Raw genomic sequence first — 17296 nt, forward strand, 5'->3', positions numbered from 1 at the left:
GTTCCCCCTCGCCCTCAGACCCGTTCGACGATCGTCGCCGTGCCCATGCCGGCGCCGATGCAGAGCGTGACGAGGGCGGTGTTGAGGTCGCGGCGCTCCAGTTCGTCGAGCACGGTGCCGAGGATCATCGCGCCGGTGGCGCCGAGCGGATGGCCCATGGCGATCGCCCCGCCGTTGACGTTGATCCGGTCGTGCGGGATGTCGAAGGCCTGCATATAGCGCAGCACCACGGCGGCGAAGGCCTCGTTCAGCTCGAAGAGGTCGATGTCGGAAAGCTGCATGCCGGTGCGGGCGAGCAGCTTTTCCGTGACATCGACGGGGCCGGTCAGCATCAGCGCCGGATCGGAGCCGATATTGGCGAAGGCCTTGATGCGGCCGCGCGCCTTCTTCCCGAGGATGTTGCCGCCTTCCTTCGAGCCGAGCAGCACGGCGCTAGCGCCGTCGACGATGCCGGAGGAATTGCCGGCATGGTGCACGTAAGTGATGCCCTCGATTTCCGGATGCGCCTGGATGGCGACGGCCTCGAAACCGCCCATCTCGCCGGGCATCTGGAAGGAGGGCTGGAGCTGGGCCAGCGCCTGCATGTCCGTGCCGGGGCGCATGTGTTCGTCATGGGCGAGGATGGTGAGGCCGTTGATATCCTTCACCGGCACGACGGATTTTTCGAAATAGCCGTTCTGCCAGGCATGGGCGGCGCGCTTCTGGCTCTCGACGGCGTAGGCATCGACGTCGTCGCGCGAAAACCCGTATTTCGTGGCGATGAGATCGGCCGAGACGCCCTGCGGCATGAAATAGGCCGGGAAGTTGACCGAAGGGTCCATGAACCAGGCGCCGCCCGACATGCCAAGCCCGATGCGCGACATGCTCTCGACGCCGCCGGCGATCACGAGGTCATCGGCCCCTTGCGCGATCTTCGCCGCGCCGAAATTCACGGCGTCGAGGCCGGAGGCGCAGAAGCGCGAGATCTGCATGCCCGGCGCCCGCGTCGAATAGCCGGCCTCGAAGGCGGCGGCCTTCGGGATGACAGCGCCGGCATCCATGACGGGATCGACGCAGCCCATGACGATGTCGTCGACCTTTGCCGTATCGAGCCCGTTGCGGTCGCGCACCGCCTCCAGCACTTTCGCGGCGAGGCGCACGGACGGCACTTCATGCAGCGAACCGTCCTTCTTGCCGCGCCCGCGCGGGGTGCGCACATGATCGTAGATGAAGACGTCGGTCATTGGTCTCTTCTCCCTGGGCGGCGCAGCGGCGCCGTCAAACTCGCAATGGATCGTCTGATTCTAGAGGCTAGAACGCCTCGGCCGAAAGCGCCATCATCGTCTCGGCGCCGGCCTCGATGCGGGTCTTGCGCAGCGCCGTTTCCGGCATCAGGCGTTCCATGAAGAATTTTGCCGTGACCAGCTTGTTCTTCAAAAAGTCTTCGCGCTCGCCCGCGCCGGCCGCAATTCCGTCCTCGGCAGCCTTGGCGATCTTCGCCCACATATAGCCGATGACGACGAGGCCGAAGAGGTGCATGTAGTCGGTCGAGCCGGCGCCGGCATTGTCGGGCTTGGCCATGGCGTTCTGCATGAACCACATGGTTCCGGCCTGGAGATCGTTCAAGCCCTTCTTGAGGTGCTTGGTGAAATAGGCCAGCTTCTCGTCATTGCGATTCTCCTCGCAGAAATCGCCGATTTCCTTGAAGAGCGCCATGACGGCGCGCCCGCCGTTCATGCCGAGCTTGCGGCCGACGAGGTCGAGCGCCTGGATGCCGTTGGCGCCCTCGTAGATCATGGCGATGCGCGCGTCGCGCACATACTGGCTCATGCCGTGCTCTTCGATATAGCCATGGCCGCCGAAAACCTGCTGGGCCATGACGGCGTGATCGAAACCCTTGTCGGTGAGCACACCCTTGAGGATCGGCGTCATCAGGCCGAGCAGGTCGTCGGCGGCCTGGCGCTCCTTCTCGTCGGCGGCGCGGTGGGCGATGTCGGATTTCAGCGCGGTCCAGAGCGTGAAGGCGCGGCCGCCCTCGGTCCAGGCCTTGATGGTCATCAGCGTGCGGCGGATGTCCGGGTGGACGATCAGCGGATCGGCCTTGCCCTCGGGGTTTTTGACGCCGGAGAGCGAGCGGCCTTGCAGGCGCTCGCGGGCATAGTGGGCGGCGTTCTGGTAGGCGATCTCGGCGATCGACAGGCCCTGCAGGCCGACGCCGAGGCGGGCCTCGTTCATCATCACGAACATGGCGTTGAGGCCCTTGTTCTCCGCGCCGATGAGGAAGCCTTTTGCCTCGTCATAGTTCATGACGCAGGTGGCGTTGCCGTGGATGCCCATCTTGTGCTCGATGGCGCCGCAGGAAACCGAGTTGCGGTCGCCCGGCGTGCCGTCGTCCTTGAGCAGGAATTTCGGCACGATGAAGAGCGAGATGCCCTTGGTGCCCTCGGGCGCGCCCTCGATGCGGGCGAGGACGAGGTGCACGATGTTGTCGGACATGTCGTGCTCACCGGCGGAGATGAAGATCTTCTGGCCGGAAATTTTATAGGAACCATCCGCTTGCGGCACGGCCTTGGTGCGCAGCAGGCCGAGGTCGGTGCCGCAATGGGGCTCCGTCAGGTTCATCGTGCCGGTCCAGGTGCCCTCGACCATCTTCGGCAGGTAGGCGGCCTTCTGCTCGTCGGAGCCGTGCACGAGGATCGCGGCGATCGCGCCCTGCGTCAGGCCGGGATACATGGTGAGCGCCATGTTGGCCGAGGACATGTATTCGCCGACGGCGGTGTGCAGCACGTAGGGCAGGCCCTGGCCGCCGAATTCCTCCGGCACCGCAAGGCCGATCCAGCCGCCCTGGCGATAGAGGTCGTAAGCGGCCTTGAATCCCTTGGGGGTCGTCACCGTGGCGTCGTCGTGGCGCTTGCAACCCTCCTGGTCGCCGGAAAGGTTGACCGGGAACAGCACCTCTTCCGCCAGTTTCGCGGCCTCGCCGGCAATCGCCTCCAGCATGTCGCCCGTCGCATCGGCAAAACCGGGCAGGTTGTTGTAGCGCTCCAGCGCCAGCACGTCGTTCAGGATGAAAAGCGTGTCATTCACGGGGGCCTTGTAGATCGGCATGCTGGGGTCCTCACCTGTCCGCGGACATGGGTCCGCTCCTTGAGATCGGATACTATAAAACTTTGACGTTTGCGTAAACGTCAAAACACAGTCGCAGCGAAATTTTCGTCGAACGGGGAGGGACGGCGGGTGGGCGAGGCGGCGGCGGATGGCTCGTTCCGCGCCCATGGCTGTGCCGCTAACGGTCGCCTTTCCTCCCGAAGGCCATTCTATGAGCAAATCGTTAAAAAATTTCCGGAGCGATTAACCCCTTGTTTACCATGTTTCATGAATTGTGACGCCTGAGGGCGTGGGATCGGGAATCATTTCGGCATCCCTTTGTAACGGCCGGACGGACGGTCCGGTACAGACAGGGGCGATACTGTTTCCCATCGCGCATGCAATGTTTGACGGCGGGGATCCGCCGGCGTGGAAGAAGGGGCGCAGCCGGGCGGCAGTGCCTTCGGAAGTATCTCCCGGCAGGCCGCTCGGCCGCCAAAGCGAGGCGAAAGATGAACGGATCGCGAAACCCGCAGCGTCACGGCGAAAGATCCTCGCTCGATGCGCTCAATCGCACCATCGAGGGGCTGGAAGCCCGCATCGAGGGCCTGATGGCGGGCGGACGCGAGGCGCGCGGACGCGGCGAGGAGCGTTTCGCGCCGCGCGGCGAGCAGCCCCGTTATGAACCGGCGCGCGCGATCCCGCTGCGCGACGATCCGGTTTCCGAAATCGTGCAGCGCCAGCGTGCCATCGAAGGCGGCCGCGAACGCGTCGCCCAGCGCCTGGAGCGCCGTCCGCTGTCGGCCGACCACCATGCCGCCGCCCAGCAGGCCCACGCCGCCTATGGCGGCGCTCAGACGGGTGCCGCCCATGGCGGCCAGCAGGTTCATCCGGCCTATGGTCATCAGCAGGCTGCGCCCGCCCGCGCGGACAATTCCGTCGAGGACATCGCCAAGGCGCTCGTCTCGCTGCGCCAAGACCTGAAGAAGGACATCGCCGACGGGCTGGAGCGCGAGATGCAGTCGCTGCGCTCGGAGATCCGGGGCATCCGCCAGATGGCCGAAGGCCGCGACAACAATGACGACCTGCGCGAGGAATTGCTGCGGCTGTCCACCGGCATCAACCAGCTCGGCCGCCAGTCCGGTCAGACGGAAAGCCTGCGCGTCGAATTCGACGAATTGCGCTCCGTGCTCGACGGGCTCGCCCGCGAGGATTCCGTGCGCCGCATGGAGGACCGCTGGAACGGTGTCGAGAAGAAGCTCTCGATCTTCGACCAGACGCGCGACGACGAGCTGGTGGCGCTTGCCTACCGGCTGGACGAGCTGAAGAGCCAGATCGGCGCGGTGAGCGCCACGCCAGCCATCCATGCGCTGGAAGGCAAGATCGAGACCATCGCCCGCGCCATCGACATGCTGGCCCGTCAGGCGCAGCCGGATGACGGCCGGTTCGTTTCCGCCGTCACCTCGCAGTTCGAGGGGCTGGACACCCGCCTCGACGAGATCAGCCGGGCGATCGCCGCGGCCGGCCGCATGCAGCAGTCGTCCATGGCCGACAACGGCATGATGCAGCGCCTCGAAGGCCGCATCGCCGATCTCGCCGGCCAGCTCGATCTCATCGCCCATCGCCCGGCCCCCGCCCCGGACCAGGGCCTTTCCCTGCGCATCGAGGCGCTGGCGAGCCGCATCGAGGACCTGTCGAACGAACGCGCGGCGCTACGCCTCGAAGAACGTATCGAGCACCTCTCGCAGATGCTGGAGCAAAGCCAGCAGGCCGCCCCTGCCCAGGGTGGCGAGGAGCTTGCCTACTACCTCTCCGACATTTCCCGCAAGATCGACGCGCTCGACCAGGGCAGCGTCAACGACCAGCTCGCCGAGCGGCTGGATGCGCTTGCCCGCCGCATCGACGGCCTCGACGCGCCGACCGGCAGCCCCTTCCAGGACGACCGCTTCGCCCATATCGAGGATCGCCTTTCGGCGATCGCCGACCGGCTCGATGCGACCAGTGTCGCCCCGGCGGGCGACCATGAGGCATTGCGCGGGCTGGAGGCGCAGATCGCACATCTCTCCACGCTGATCAGCACGCCGTCCGCCGCGGTCGCGCAGATCCCCTCCGAATTCGAGGGCCGTCTTGCGACGATCGAGGACTACATGGCGACCAATGACGAATATATCGTCGAGGCCGCCCGCCAGGCGGCGGAAGCCGTGATGGAAGCCTACCGCCATGCCGGTCCGGCCACGGCCGCCGGCAGCGACATGGAAGCGATCGCCGGCCTTGCCGACGACCTGCGCGCCCTGGAGGAACTGACCCGTTCGAGCGAGGAGCGCACCGCGCGCACCTTCGATGCGCTGCACGACACGCTGGTGCAGATCGCCGGCCGCCTCGAACAACTCGACGCCCCGCACGACACCTTCGGCCGCCGCGAGGCCGCCATGCCGCGCGCCGAAATGCCGGCGATGGACGTGGAGCGCCACGCTGCCCCCGTCTCCAGCATCTACGGCAACGACTACCCTTTTGACGATGACGGCTTCGGCGCCCGCGAGACCCGCAAGGCCGAAGCCGAGGCGCCGCAGGAGGAAAGCCGCTTTGCCGAGATCGAGGTCGAGACGATCCCCGTTCCCGAGCGTCCCGCCCCGGAAGAGGCGTTTGCGGACGAGCCCGTTGCCCTTGCCGCCGACCAGCCGGCCGAGGCCCAGCCCAAGTCCGGCCTGCTCGCCGGCCTGAAGCGCCGCTTCGCTCCCGGCCGCAAGGAAGCCGCGCCGCCGGCCGAACGCCAGCAGATCGACCCGACGCCCTCGATCGACCCCACCGACGAATTGGCGCCGGAAGAAGCGAACCAGTTGCTGGAGCCGGGCTCCGGCGTGCCGGACGTGCGCCGCATCCTTGAGCGCGTGCGGGCCGGCCAGGCTTCGGGAAGCCGCGCAGCAGGCGGCAGCGAGGGCGAGAAGGCCGATTTCATCGCCGCCGCCCGCCGTGCCGCCAGGCTTGCCGCCGAGGAGACCGACACGATCTCCCGCGTCGCTCCGGCCCGGAAGACGGAAAAGCTGGCGAAGGGCGAGAAGCCCGCTTCGGCGCTGTCGCGCCACCGCCGGCCGATCCTCTTGGCTGTCGGCGCCGTGCTCTTGGCGATCATGTCCTATCCGCTGGTCAGCACGCTGGTGGCCGGCGACGAGGCACCTGTCGTCGTCGAACAGACCGCCATCACCGCGAACGAGACGGTCCCGGTCGAGACCACGACCGGCGCCGGCGAGGCCGTGACCGCCAACACCGCCGCGGCGCCTGTCGTCGGCGAGGAGGCCGTGACGGATCCGGCCCCGGTCGAGAATGGCGATGTGGAGAGCGGCGATGCGCGCGGCCTTGGCGACACGCAGACGAATGCCGGCGCCGAGCGGACGTCGACCGATATTTCGGCTACCGGCAGCGACGCGCTGACGGCCCCGGTCGAAATGACCGACGGCGCCGCGACCGCCGGTTTCGAACCGGTGACGACACCGGAAACCGCCGTCGTCGAAGAGACCCAGCCGGTCGACCAGACGCAGACCGCGGCGATCGTCGTTCCGGAAGCGATCACCCCTGCCTCGCTGTCGAAGGCGGCGACCGACGGCGATCCGCTGGCGCTGTTCGAGATCGGCGCGCGCTATACGGAAGGCCGCGGCATTGCGATGGACCTTGCGGAAGCCGCCCGCTGGTACGAACTTTCCGCCGCCCGCGGCTTTGCGCCCGCCGAATACCGCCTTGCCAATCTCTACGAGAAGGGCCAGGGCGTCGAGCGTGACCTGCCGCGTGCCCGCGAGCTCTACGAAATCGCGGCGAACAAGGGCAATGCCAGCGCCATGCACAACCTCGCCGTTCTCCTGGCGACGGGCGTCGGCACCCAGCAGCCGGATTTCGACGGCGCGGCCAAGTGGTTCCAGAAGGCCTCCGAATTCGGCGTGCGCGACAGCCAGTTCAACCTTGCCATCCTCTATGCGCGGGGCAACGGCGTGACGCAGGACCTGGAGGAATCCTACAAGTGGTTCGCCATCGCCGCCCGCGACGGCGACGGCGACGCGGCGCAGAAGCGCGACGAGGTGGCCAATGCCATGCGTCCCGAGCAGCTTTCCAGCGCCAAGGCCAAGGCGGAGCTGTGGAAGCCGCAACCGCTCGACGAGAAGGCCAATTCGGCGGACCTGCCCGATGAATGGGTCGGCAAGCCGACGAAGACCGCCAGCGTCGACATGAAGAAGGCGATCCGCAACATCCAGGCGATCCTCAACAACAACGGCTTCAACGCCGGCACGCCCGATGGCGCGATGGGCAAGAAGACGGTCGCCGCCATCAAGGCCTTCCAGAAATCCGTCGGCCAGAAGGAAACCGGCGAGATCGACGACGCGCTGGTGACGGAACTCCTGAAGCGCAACAAGCAGCCGAGCTGATCGGCGGATTGCCGGAGAGGCCCTGAAAACGGCTTCTCCGGTTGACTTGTCCCCACCCTGCGGGCATGACGCTCACCACGGCGCGGCACACCGTTCACGATGTGCTACGGACGCTGTGGCATTTTGTATTTGCCGCTTGACCTCATCCTTAAATCGGCCCCGATTTCAGGAATGATGCGGTAGAAATTTTCATGTCGCCCCAAGATGATACGCGCTCGACAAACGTTATCATCAGGGAAGGTGGCAAGCGCAGTTCCAGCAAGGCTGCAAAATGCGGTCTTGTGTCCGGAATCGCACAGAAGAACAGGGCGCACCCAGACGCTGCGCCCCGTGACCGATCCTTGCATGATGCAAGGCGCAACCGGCTGCCGGAGGGGTCCCCTCCTTCACGCGGCGGGGCGCTTGCGCATATGCGCAACCTGCCGGGGAGAGCCGCGACGGCAGGCGAAACGGCCAGCGGCCGCCGGATGTTTTGAGCCCGCGCAAGCGGAAAATTTGCCGATCGGGGTATTGTTGTGACTGTCTATCTGCCCATTGCAGAGCTCTCGGTGAACATCTTCATCATTCTGGGCATGGGCGCGGCCGTCGGCTTCCTTTCCGGCATGTTCGGGGTCGGCGGCGGCTTCCTCATCACACCGCTCCTCATCTTCTACAACATACCGCCGATCGTCGCCGTCGCGACGGGCGCCAACCAGGTCGTCGCCTCCTCGATATCGGGCGCCCTCTCGCATTTCCGGCGCGGCACGCTGGATGTGAAGCTCGGCACGGTGCTGCTCTTCGGCGGCCTCGCGGGCGCCACGGTCGGCATCTGGATCTTCTCGCTCCTGCGCAGCGTCGGCCAGCTCGATCTCGTCATCTCGTTGCTCTATGTCGTGCTGCTCGGCACCGTCGGCATCCTGATGCTGCTCGAAAGCATCCGGGCGCTGCGCCGCGCGGCGAAAAACCAGCCCGTCTCGCTGCGCCGGCCCGGCCAGCATAGCTGGGTGCACCGCCTGCCGCTGAAGATGCGCTTCAAGAAGTCGAAGATCTATCTTTCCGTCATCCCGGTCGTCGGCCTCGGCTTCGGCATCGGCATCCTCACCTCCATCATGGGTGTCGGCGGCGGCTTCATCATGGTGCCGGCCATGATCTATCTCCTGCGCATCCCGACCAATGTCGTCGTCGGCACCTCGCTGTTCCAGATCATCTTCGTCACGGCCTATACGACGATGATGCAGGCGACGACCAACTATTCGGTCGATATCGTGCTCGCCTTCATCCTGATGGTGGCGGGCGTCATCGGTGCGCAATACGGCGTGCGCGTCGGCCAGAAGCTGCGCGGCGAACAGTTGCGTGCGCTGCTGGCGCTGCTCGTCCTTGCCGTCGGTGCCCGCCTTGCCGTCGATCTCGTCGTCACGCCGGCCGATGTCTATTCGGTCGTCAGCGAGGGGGTCTATCGATGAGAGCCGTCGCTGCGCTTCTTCTCGCCCTGGGCCTTGCCCTTCCCGCTGCCGCGCAGGTGCTGGAGGACAGGCCGGTCGAGTTCCCGGAAAAGCTCGAGATCGGCATCTCCACGGACGAGATCGCGATTTCCTCGGATTTCCGCGGTGCGGACCTGACGATCTTCGGCGCCATCGAAGGCTATGATCCGTCCCTGCTCGCCCAGCGCAAATACGATATCGTCGTGGCGCTGGAGGGGCCGAAGGACAACAATACGGTGCGCGTGAAGGAGCGCGTCTTCGGCATCTGGGTCAACCGCCGCTCGATGACCTTCGAGCTCGTGCCGGAATCCTATTCGCTGTCGAGCACGCGGGACGTGGAGACGATCGCCGAGCCGCCGGTGCTCAACGGCGTCGGCGTCGGCATCCAGCACATCCGCCTTTCGCCGATCGGCTATGTCGGCGACGGCAGCACCATCACGGAGTTCCGCGAGGCCTTCCGGCGCCTCAAGGAGAGCGGCGGCTTCTACCAGCGTGATCCGGGCGGCGTGCAGTTCATCAGCGCGAGCCTGTTCAAGGCGACGGTGAAACTGCCGGCAAGCGTGCCGAACGGCACGCATGTCGTGCGCGCGCATCTCTTCCGCGATGGTGTCTTCATTGCCGAGAAGGCGCTGCCGTTGCGCGTGATGAAGACCGGCATCGAGCAGATGATCTCCAATGCCGCCTACAACAATGCGCTCGCCTACGGCGCCTTCTCGGTGCTCCTCGCCCTCCTCACCGGATGGCTGGCCAGCATCGTCTTCCGCAAGGACTGAACGTCAGGAGCGGTAGACGAGGACCGGCACCTTGGCGTGGCTGAGCACCTTCGTCGTGACGCTGCCCATCAGGAAGGCGCTGACGCCGCGCCGGCCGTGCGAGGCCATGGCGATCAGGTCGCAGCCCTTTGCCTTGGCGGTGTCGACGATCGCCTGCCAGGCATCGCCCGCCGTCACCTGCAGCGTCTCGACCGGCACGCCGGCGGTGCTCGCCTTCGCCTCGACGGCACCGAGGATGCGGATGCCATCCTCCTTCACATGCGCTTCGTAGTCCGCCCTGAGATTGACGGTCGCGCCGGGGGTCACGGGCAGGAAATGCAGCGGCTCGGCCACCGTCAGCACCGTCACCTTCGCGCCGAGCGTCCTGGCGAGCTGGAGCGTCTGGTCGATGGCAGCGGTGGACAGGTCGGAACCGTCCGTGGGAACGAGGATATGCTTGTACATGGTGCAGCCTCCTTTTTGTCCAGACTAGAGCCGGCGTCCGGTGCTGCCTTGATGGAAATCAACCTTGAGGCTTTCGTCAAGCGCCGGCTGCGGCCATGCTCCGGGCGACGGTCGCCTCATAGGCGGCCTGCAGCTCGTTGAAGACCGAGCGGGCAGGGCGCAGCGCGCCGAGATGGATCGCCCGCAGCTCCTCCATAAAGGCTTCCCACAGCGGCGCGCCGCCCTCTTCCAGCAATTCCGCACGGATCGACAGGTCCTCCGTCACCGGCAGGAAGCGCCGGCCCCAGGCGCCCATCATGGCGAAGACCGGCACCAATGCGATGCCCATTTCGGTGAGGCTGTAGAGCGCCTTCTGCTTGTGGCTCGGATCGTCCGCCTTGCTGATAAGGCCCTCGTCGACGAGGCGGCGCAGCCGGTCCGCCAGGATGTTGGAGGCGATGCCTTCTTCCGATTTCGTCAGGAGCTCGCGAAAATGGCGGCGGTTGCCGAACATCATGTCGCGCAGCACGATCAGGCTCCAGCGGTCGCCGAGGATTTCGAGCGTCAGGTTGATCGGGCAGCCGGAGCGGCGGGTATCTTTCATCAGGTTCTCCAAAAACTGCTTGCATATTACAACTGGTTTCGCTATCCATCAACCAGTTGCAAATCGCAACTGGTTTAAAAGTGGGCGGCAGACGGCCCGCAACGGAGGACAGGACGATGGCAAAGGTAATCATCTGGAACCTCGTGACGCTCGACGGCTTCTTCGAGGGCGAGAAGAAATGGGATCTCGACTTTCACAACCGGGCCTGGGGGCCAGAGCTGGAAAAGCTCAGCACGGATTTCGGCACGTCGGCGAGCCTCCTCGTCTTCGGCCGCGTGACCTATGAGGGCATGAAGGCCTACTGGACGACGACCGAGGACGAAGGGGCCGTGAAGGCCTTCATGAACGACCTGCCGAAGCTCGTCGCCTCGCGCACCATCACCGCTTCCGACTGGAACAACACCGAGGTGACCGCCGACATCGTCGCGGCGCTTTCGGCGCGCAAGGAGGTACTCGACAAGACGATCTACGTCTTCGGCAGCGCCGACCTCACGGATTCGCTGCTGAAGGCCGGGCTCGTCGACGAGGTCATGCTGGCGGTCGTCCCGGTACAGCTCGGCAACGGCACGCCCTTCTTCAAGGAGGGCACGCGGCGTGACTTCACGCTACTGGAGGCACGGCCGCTCGAAAACGGCACGGTGGTGATGCGTTATGCGCCGGAGGCCGTCAGCCGATAAGGTTGGCGAAGCGCACCGAATAGATGCGGTCGCGGCCGAGCATGTGCGCGACGAGGCTTGGCCGCTCGAAAAGGCCAGCCATCGCCTTGTGGCGCAGATCCAGGCCGCCGGTCATCAGGCCGAAGGCGGGCATCAGGAGGCGCCGCCCGTCGGTCGCAAAACACGGTCGGCGCACGGCCTTCTCCCGGCGGATGACGGTGGCGGCCGGGTGCAGGTGGCCGGCGATCTCGCCGGCAGGCGACAGCAGCGACGGCTCGTGCCGGAAGGCGAGGCCCGCATAGTGCAGCTCGTCCGCCGACTGGCCGGGCAGGTCCACCGTCCCGTCCGGATCGTGGTTGCCGTTGATCCAGATCCAGTCGCGCCCGCGCGCCAGATCCGTGATCTTCGCGCGAAAAATGTCCGGCAGGTGGGCCGAGCCGACGCGGTCGTGGAAATTGTCGCCGAGGCTGACGACGATCGCCGGATCATGCCTGAGGATGACGGCTTCGAGCACCTTGAGCGTGGCGAGCGTGTCGTAGGGCGGCAGCATCATGCCGCGCCGCGCGAAGGCCGCGCCCTTTTCCAGATGCAGGTCCGAGACGACGAGAAGGCGGGTTTCCGGCAGGTAGAGCGCGCCGAGCGGATCGCACACCGCTTCCACGCCCGCCACCACGGTGCGGGCCGAAACGGCGCCGAAATCCTCGATCTTCGCCGATGCCAGCGCGAGCCTCTGCATGCCTGTCGTTCAATCCTCTCGATGGCCCTTCAGATGGCCGCCACGCCCATCGCCTCGGCGATCAGGTCCTCCGCCGCTTCCGCCAGCAGGGAATCCTGTGCCTCGCCCGCCACCGGCTCCCTGCCGATTTCCAGCATGATCGGCACGGCGAGCGGCGATATGCGGTCGAGCCGCCGGTGGGTGATGTGGCCCTTGATTCGTGCCAGCATATCGCCCAATCGCTGAATATCCAAAAGCCCCGCCGCCGCATCGTTGCGCGTGGCCTCCAGCAGGATGTGGTCCGGCTCGTGGCTTCTCAGCACGTCGTAGATGAGGTCGGCGGAAACGGTGACCTGCCGCCCGGTCTTTTCCTTGCCCGGATGGCGCTGCTCGATAAGCCCGGCAATCACGGCGCAATTGCGGAAGGTGCGCTTCAGCATGAAACTCTCGTCGAGCCAGGCCTCCAGGTCGTCGCCCAGCATGTCCTCGTCGAAGAGGCTTGCGAGCGATGGGCGCTCCACCGCAAAGCTGTAGCCGAGATCGTCGAGCGCCCAGACGGCAAGGGAATAGTCCGTGGCGACGAAGCCGAGCGGCCGGCGGCCGGCCCGCTCCAGCCGGCGCGTCAGCAGCATGCCGAGTGTCTGGTGCGCCAGCCGCCCCTCGAACGGATAGGCGACCATGTAGTGCCGGCTGCCGCGCGGAAAGGTCTCGATGAGCAGTTCGTCGCGCTTCGGCAGGGCGGAGACGTCCCGCTGCAGGGCGAGCCAGTCGCGCACCTGCTCGGGCAGCCCGCCCCAGCGGTGGGGATCGTCGAGCATGCTGCGCACCTGGTCGGCGAGATAGGTGGAGAGCGGGAACTTGCCGCCGGCATAGGCCGGCACCTTCGGATCGAGCGAGAAGGCCTGGGAGACGAGACATTCGTTCTCGCGGATGCCTTCGAAGCGCAGCACCTTGCCGGAGAAGAGGAAGGTATCGCCGGGCGCCAGCATTTCGAGGAAATATTCCTCCACCTTGCCGAGCGAGGCGCCGCCGCGGCCGATCGCGCCCTTGGCACCGCGCTTGACCATGCGCACGTTCAGCATCGGCATTTCGACGATCGTGCCGAGGTTGAGGCGGTATTGCTGCGCGACCTGCGGATTGGAGACGCGCCAGAGCCCGTCCTGTGTCCTGCGGATGCGGGCATAGCGCTCGTAGGTCTTCAGCGCATAGCCGCCGGTCGCGACGAACGCGACGATGCGGCCGAATTTTTCCCGCGGCAGGCCGGTATAGGGCGCGGCGGCGGTGATCTCGGCAAAGAGCGCGTCCTCGTCGAAGGGCGCGGCGCAGGCCATGCCGAGGACATGCTGGGCGAGCACGTCGAGCGCGCCGTCGCCCACCGGCGGCGTGTCCTGTGCGCCGAGATAGTTGGCGTCGAGCGCCGCCTGGCACTCCATCACCTCGAAGCGGTTGGCGGGCACCAGGATCGCCCGGCTCGGCTCGTCCATGCGGTGGTTGGCGCGGCCGATGCGCTGGGCAAGCCGCGAGGCGCCCTTCGGCGCGCCGACATGGATGACGAGGTCGACGTCGCCCCAGTCGATGCCGAGGTCGAGCGTCGAGGTGGCGACGACGGCGCGCAGGCGGTTCTCCGCCATGGCGGCCTCCACCTTGCGGCGCTGGCCGACATCGAGCGAGCCGTGGTGCAGCGCGATCGGCAGCGTGTCCTCGTTGATGTTCCAGAGCTCCTGGAAGAGGATTTCCGCCTGGCTGCGCGTGTTGACGAAGAGCAGGGAGGTCTTGTGGTCGCGGATCGCCTCGTAGACCTCGGGCATGGCATATTTCGCCGAATGCCCGGACCAGGGCACGCGCTCCTTGCTCTTGAGGATGGTGATGATCGGCCGCGCCCCGCCCGGCGCCGTGACGAGGCCGGCATGCCGCGCCGCGCCCGGTCGCTGCGCGACCAGCCAGCGCCGCAGGTCCATCGGCTCGGCGACGGTGGCCGACAGGCCAATGGTGCGAAGGCCGGGCGCAAGGCGGCGCAGCCGCGCGAGCCCCAGCGACAGGAGATGGCCGCGCTTGGAGGTGACGAGCGAATGCAGCTCGTCGAAGATCACATATTTCAGGTCCTTGAAGAAGCGCGGCGCCTCGCCGTTGGCGATGAGCAGGGCGACCTGCTCGGGTGTCGTCAGCAGGATGTCGGGCGGATTGAGGCGCTGGCGCTGGCGTTTTGCCTGCGGCGTGTCGCCGGTGCGCGTCTCGACGGTGATCGGCAGGCCCATCTCCTCGACGGGCTTCATCAGGTTGCGCTCGATATCGACGGCGAGCGCCTTCAGCGGCGAGATGTAGAGCGTGTGGATGCCGGTGAAGGCGCTGCCGGGCGGGATCCTGCCGCGGCGCGTCAGGTCGGTGAGGGCCGGCAGGAAGCCGGCGAGCGTCTTGCCGGCGCCGGTCGGTGCGATGAGCAGCAGGCTTTCGCCCGCGGTCGCCCGCGCAAGGAGCTCCATCTGGTGCGCACGCGGCTGCCATCCCTTGGCCGAAAACCAGGCGGCGAAGGCGGCGGGCAGGAGGCCGGGGCCGGCGGTGGAATCGATGATGCTCACCGGCCTAAGCTAGTGACCGCCGGGCGAATGTGAAGCGGTCCCCGGAAAAATAGCCTCACATGGCGATGTAGCGGTCGGCGCGGTGGTTGACCGTCAGGAAGAGGTTGAGCACCACCGCCCCGACGACCGAGCAAAGCACGATGAAGGGCGCGGCCACCGAGAAGGCCGCGATGAGCACGACGATGTCGAAGGCGAGCTGCACGAGGCCGGCGCGGATGCCGAAGCGCTCCTGCATGTAGACCGCGAGCACGCCGATGCCGCCGAGGCTGGCGCGGTGGCGGTAGAGGCCGAGCAGGCCGAAGCCGAGCAGGATGCCGGCCAGCACCGCCGTCCACATCGGATCGACGCTCTCGATCGTCACGAAATGCGGCTGCAGCTCGGTGATCAGCGAGGTCATCGTCACGGCAAGCACGGTCTTGATCGTGAAGGCCCAGCCGAGGCGCTTCAGCGCCAGGATGTAGAAGGGGATGTTCACGACGGTGTAGTAGAGGCCGAAGCTCACGCCGGTCAGGTAGTGCAGCACGAAGGCGACGCCGGCGGTGCCGCTCGCCACCAGCCCGGCGCTGCCCATCAGAGCCAGGCCGAGCGCGGCGATCATGCTGCTGGCGAACAGGCCCTGGGCGTCTTCCAGCGGCGTATGGCGGGTGGGGGTGGGATTCCAGAAGCCGAAACGCCGCTTGTCGCCGTCCATGCCAGATCTCCGAGGGTTTCTTCTGTTGTATAGGGCGCAATGACCGGCGCAAGCGCTGCCTTCGGCTAAGCCTCGCGTCGTGCAAGGAAAAGCAGCCCGTGCACCGGCTGGCCGGCATCCCGCCGGATCACGCTTTTCTCCATGGCGAGGACGACAAGGCCGTTCTCTTCCGCCCGCCTCCGGATGAAGCGTTCCGGATGGGCATAGCGCAGCGACGGGCGCAGCAGCGGCGCATCGCCCGTCCCGCCGTCCTCGACGGAAAAGGCGAAGAGGCCGCCGGCCTTCAAAAGGCGTGTGGCACTCGGGAAGACCTCGGCGAGGTCGCCGAGATACATCAGCACGTCGGCCGCGCCGACGAGGTCGGCCCGTGCCTCCGGCGCGTCGGCGAAAAGCCCGCTCTCTGTGGCCGGCAGCGACAGGTCGGCCTGCGCGAGATGGTCGTAGACCCCTTTCTCCGCCGCCTTGGCCAGCATGCCGGCGGAAAGGTCGAAGCCTTCGAGCCGGTCGGCATTGGCGCGCAGTTCCACGCCGAAGAGCCCGGTGCCGCAGCCGATATCCGAGACGAGGCCGAAAGGCGCATCCTCGCCCGCATGCCGGCGCACCAGCCGGGCGAGCGTCTGCGGCACGGTATAGTCGAGCCGTTGCACGAGGGCGGTGTCGAAGCGGTCGGCATAGTCGTCGAAGAGCCGTTCGACATAGGCGGTGGAGGGCGCGGCGGGCGTTTCGGCAGCGCCCAGCACGGCCAGTTTCAGGCCGGCGCCGAAGATATCGGCCGGGTCGAGGGCGACGACCTTTGCAAGGGCGGCCGTCGCCGCCTCCTTCCGGCCCGATTTCTCCGCATATTCGGCGAGCCGGAACCAGCCGGCGGCCCAGGAGGGTACCTGTTCGAGCGCCTGTTCCATGAGTTCCGCAGCCTCCGCGAATTCGCCCGATTCCGCGAACATGCGGGCATAATCGGCGCGGCGGTCGGCGATGAGATCGCCGGAGGAGAAGTGCGGGCTCGTCATGGGGGCTCGAAAACGGGAAAACGGACGGCGCTACATGGCAGGGTCGCGGCAAAAGGCAAGCGAATTCTCGCGAGAGCCCCTTGCTTGCCGTGGAACCGGTGACGGCTTATCTGGAATGGACACGAGTTTTTGGAGAATCAATCGATGTCGAATGGCGTGAACGGGTTCCTCGGCGATACACCGATCCGCGTGATCATCAAGCTCTTGATCCTGTCGGTGGCCGTGGGCTTCCTGATGTCGATCTTCGGGCTCTATCCGGACGACATCCTCTTTGCTGTACGCGATTTCATCGTCGATCTCTGGAACACCGGCTTCAAGACGCTCGGCCGGCTGGGCGACTACCTCCTGCTCGGTGCCGTCATCGTCGTGCCCGTCTTCATCCTCATCCGCGTCCTGAGCTACCGTCGCTGACCATGATGTCCCGTCGCGCCTTTCTTGCCGCCTCCGCGGCGTCCGTCGCCGTGCTGGCCGCGGGCTGTTCCACCACCAGCGTGCTGACCCCGTCGGCCGGCACCGGCAGCGACCAGACGCCGTCCTCGCTCGCCTTCGTCAACAAGATCAGGGCCGAACGCGGCCTTGCGCCGCTTTCCCCTGACAAGGCGGCGCAGCGCGCGGCCATGGACCAGGCGAGCCGCATGGCGAGCGCGGGCAGGATGGAGCACAATATCGGCTTCGGCGCAAATTTCCTGAAGCGCATGAAGGGCATGGAGGTGCCGCTGCCGGCAGCGGAGAACATCGCGGCCGGGCAGGACAGCGCGGCGGAAGCCTTCGAGGCCTGGTATCGTTCGCCGAAACACCTGGAAAACATGCTCGGGACGGGTTACCGCGGACTGGGCGTCGCGGTCGTCTCCAATCCGGCCTCTGGCAACCGGCCCTATTGGGCGATGGTCCTGTCGAGCTGAGCGGCAGGCCG

Annotated in this window: 14 protein-coding genes; 6 read left to right on the plus strand and 8 right to left on the minus strand. The window is 66.5% G+C overall.

Annotated features, from left to right (window positions below):
- Positions 1–14 precede the first annotated feature (14 nt).
- Together shn_RS00695 and shn_RS00700 are read right to left on the minus strand one after the other, a co-directional pair.
- Entirely contained in the window at positions 15–1223 is a 1209-nt protein-coding gene (locus tag shn_RS00695; protein ID WP_064328723.1) for an acetyl-CoA C-acetyltransferase, read from the minus strand.
- A 67-nt stretch (positions 1224–1290) separates the two neighbouring features.
- A complete protein-coding gene (locus shn_RS00700; RefSeq protein WP_064328724.1) occupies positions 1291–3087 on the minus strand; it encodes an acyl-CoA dehydrogenase C-terminal domain-containing protein in 1797 nt (598 codons plus the stop codon).
- Between the two features lie 491 nt (positions 3088–3578).
- Here shn_RS00700 and shn_RS00705 point away from each other — a divergent pair, with 491 nt between their 5' ends.
- From shn_RS00705 to shn_RS00715, 3 genes are all read left to right on the plus strand, one after another.
- Positions 3579–7478: a peptidoglycan-binding protein gene (locus tag shn_RS00705; protein WP_064328725.1), complete on the plus strand. Its 3900-nt coding sequence runs from the start codon at positions 3579–3581 to the stop codon at positions 7476–7478.
- A 515-nt stretch (positions 7479–7993) separates the two neighbouring features.
- Positions 7994–8920: a sulfite exporter TauE/SafE family protein gene (locus shn_RS00710; protein WP_064328726.1), complete on the plus strand. Its 927-nt coding sequence runs from the start codon at positions 7994–7996 to the stop codon at positions 8918–8920.
- Positions 8917–9711 (plus strand): TIGR02186 family protein, encoded by a 795-nt coding sequence (locus shn_RS00715; protein ID WP_064328727.1) that lies wholly within the window; start codon positions 8917–8919, stop codon positions 9709–9711. The genes shn_RS00710 and shn_RS00715 overlap by 4 nt, the downstream gene beginning before the upstream one ends.
- A 3-nt stretch (positions 9712–9714) precedes the next feature.
- On the opposite strand, the gene shn_RS00720 is transcribed toward shn_RS00715, so the two are convergent.
- On the minus strand, positions 9715–10155 hold the full coding sequence (locus shn_RS00720) for a universal stress protein (protein WP_064328728.1): 441 nt from the start codon (positions 10153–10155) through the stop codon (positions 9715–9717).
- Between the two features lie 76 nt (positions 10156–10231).
- Positions 10232–10738: a helix-turn-helix domain-containing protein gene (locus shn_RS00725; protein ID WP_064328729.1), complete on the minus strand. Its 507-nt coding sequence runs from the start codon at positions 10736–10738 to the stop codon at positions 10232–10234.
- A gap of 116 nt (positions 10739–10854) precedes the next feature.
- Between shn_RS00725 and shn_RS00730 the strand changes: the two genes are divergently transcribed.
- Positions 10855–11415, plus strand: coding sequence for a dihydrofolate reductase family protein (locus tag shn_RS00730; protein ID WP_064328730.1), 561 nt, complete (start codon positions 10855–10857; stop codon positions 11413–11415).
- Here shn_RS00730 and pdeM read toward each other — a convergent pair.
- From pdeM to shn_RS00750, 4 genes are all read right to left on the minus strand, one after another.
- Positions 11405–12130, minus strand: a complete 726-nt coding sequence (pdeM, locus tag shn_RS00735; protein ID WP_064328731.1) for a ligase-associated DNA damage response endonuclease PdeM — start codon at positions 12128–12130, stop codon at positions 11405–11407. The two genes, shn_RS00730 and pdeM, sit on opposite strands and share 11 nt — an antisense overlap.
- Positions 12131–12159: 29 nt before the next feature.
- Positions 12160–14685, minus strand: a complete 2526-nt coding sequence (locus shn_RS00740) for a ligase-associated DNA damage response DEXH box helicase (protein WP_064328732.1) — start codon at positions 14683–14685, stop codon at positions 12160–12162.
- Positions 14686–14740: 55 nt separating this feature from the next.
- Positions 14741–15376, minus strand: a complete 636-nt coding sequence (locus tag shn_RS00745; RefSeq protein ID WP_064328733.1) for a YitT family protein — start codon at positions 15374–15376, stop codon at positions 14741–14743.
- Positions 15377–15441: 65 nt separating this feature from the next.
- On the minus strand, positions 15442–16383 hold the full coding sequence (locus tag shn_RS00750) for a methyltransferase domain-containing protein (protein ID WP_064328734.1): 942 nt from the start codon (positions 16381–16383) through the stop codon (positions 15442–15444).
- Positions 16384–16527: 144 nt separating this feature from the next.
- Here shn_RS00750 and shn_RS00755 point away from each other — a divergent pair, with 144 nt between their 5' ends.
- Together shn_RS00755 and shn_RS00760 are read left to right on the plus strand one after the other, a co-directional pair.
- Entirely contained in the window at positions 16528–16794 is a 267-nt protein-coding gene (locus tag shn_RS00755; protein WP_023512405.1) for a DUF6460 domain-containing protein, read from the plus strand.
- Positions 16795–16796: 2 nt separating this feature from the next.
- The gene (locus tag shn_RS00760; protein ID WP_064328735.1) at positions 16797–17285 is read left to right on the plus strand and encodes a CAP domain-containing protein; all 489 of its coding nucleotides are present in this window, start codon (positions 16797–16799) and stop codon (positions 17283–17285) included.
- The last annotated feature ends 11 nt before the right edge of the window (positions 17286–17296 follow it).

The organism is Shinella sp. HZN7 (assembly GCF_001652565.1).
Classification (GTDB): Bacteria; Pseudomonadota; Alphaproteobacteria; order Rhizobiales; family Rhizobiaceae; genus Shinella; species Shinella granuli.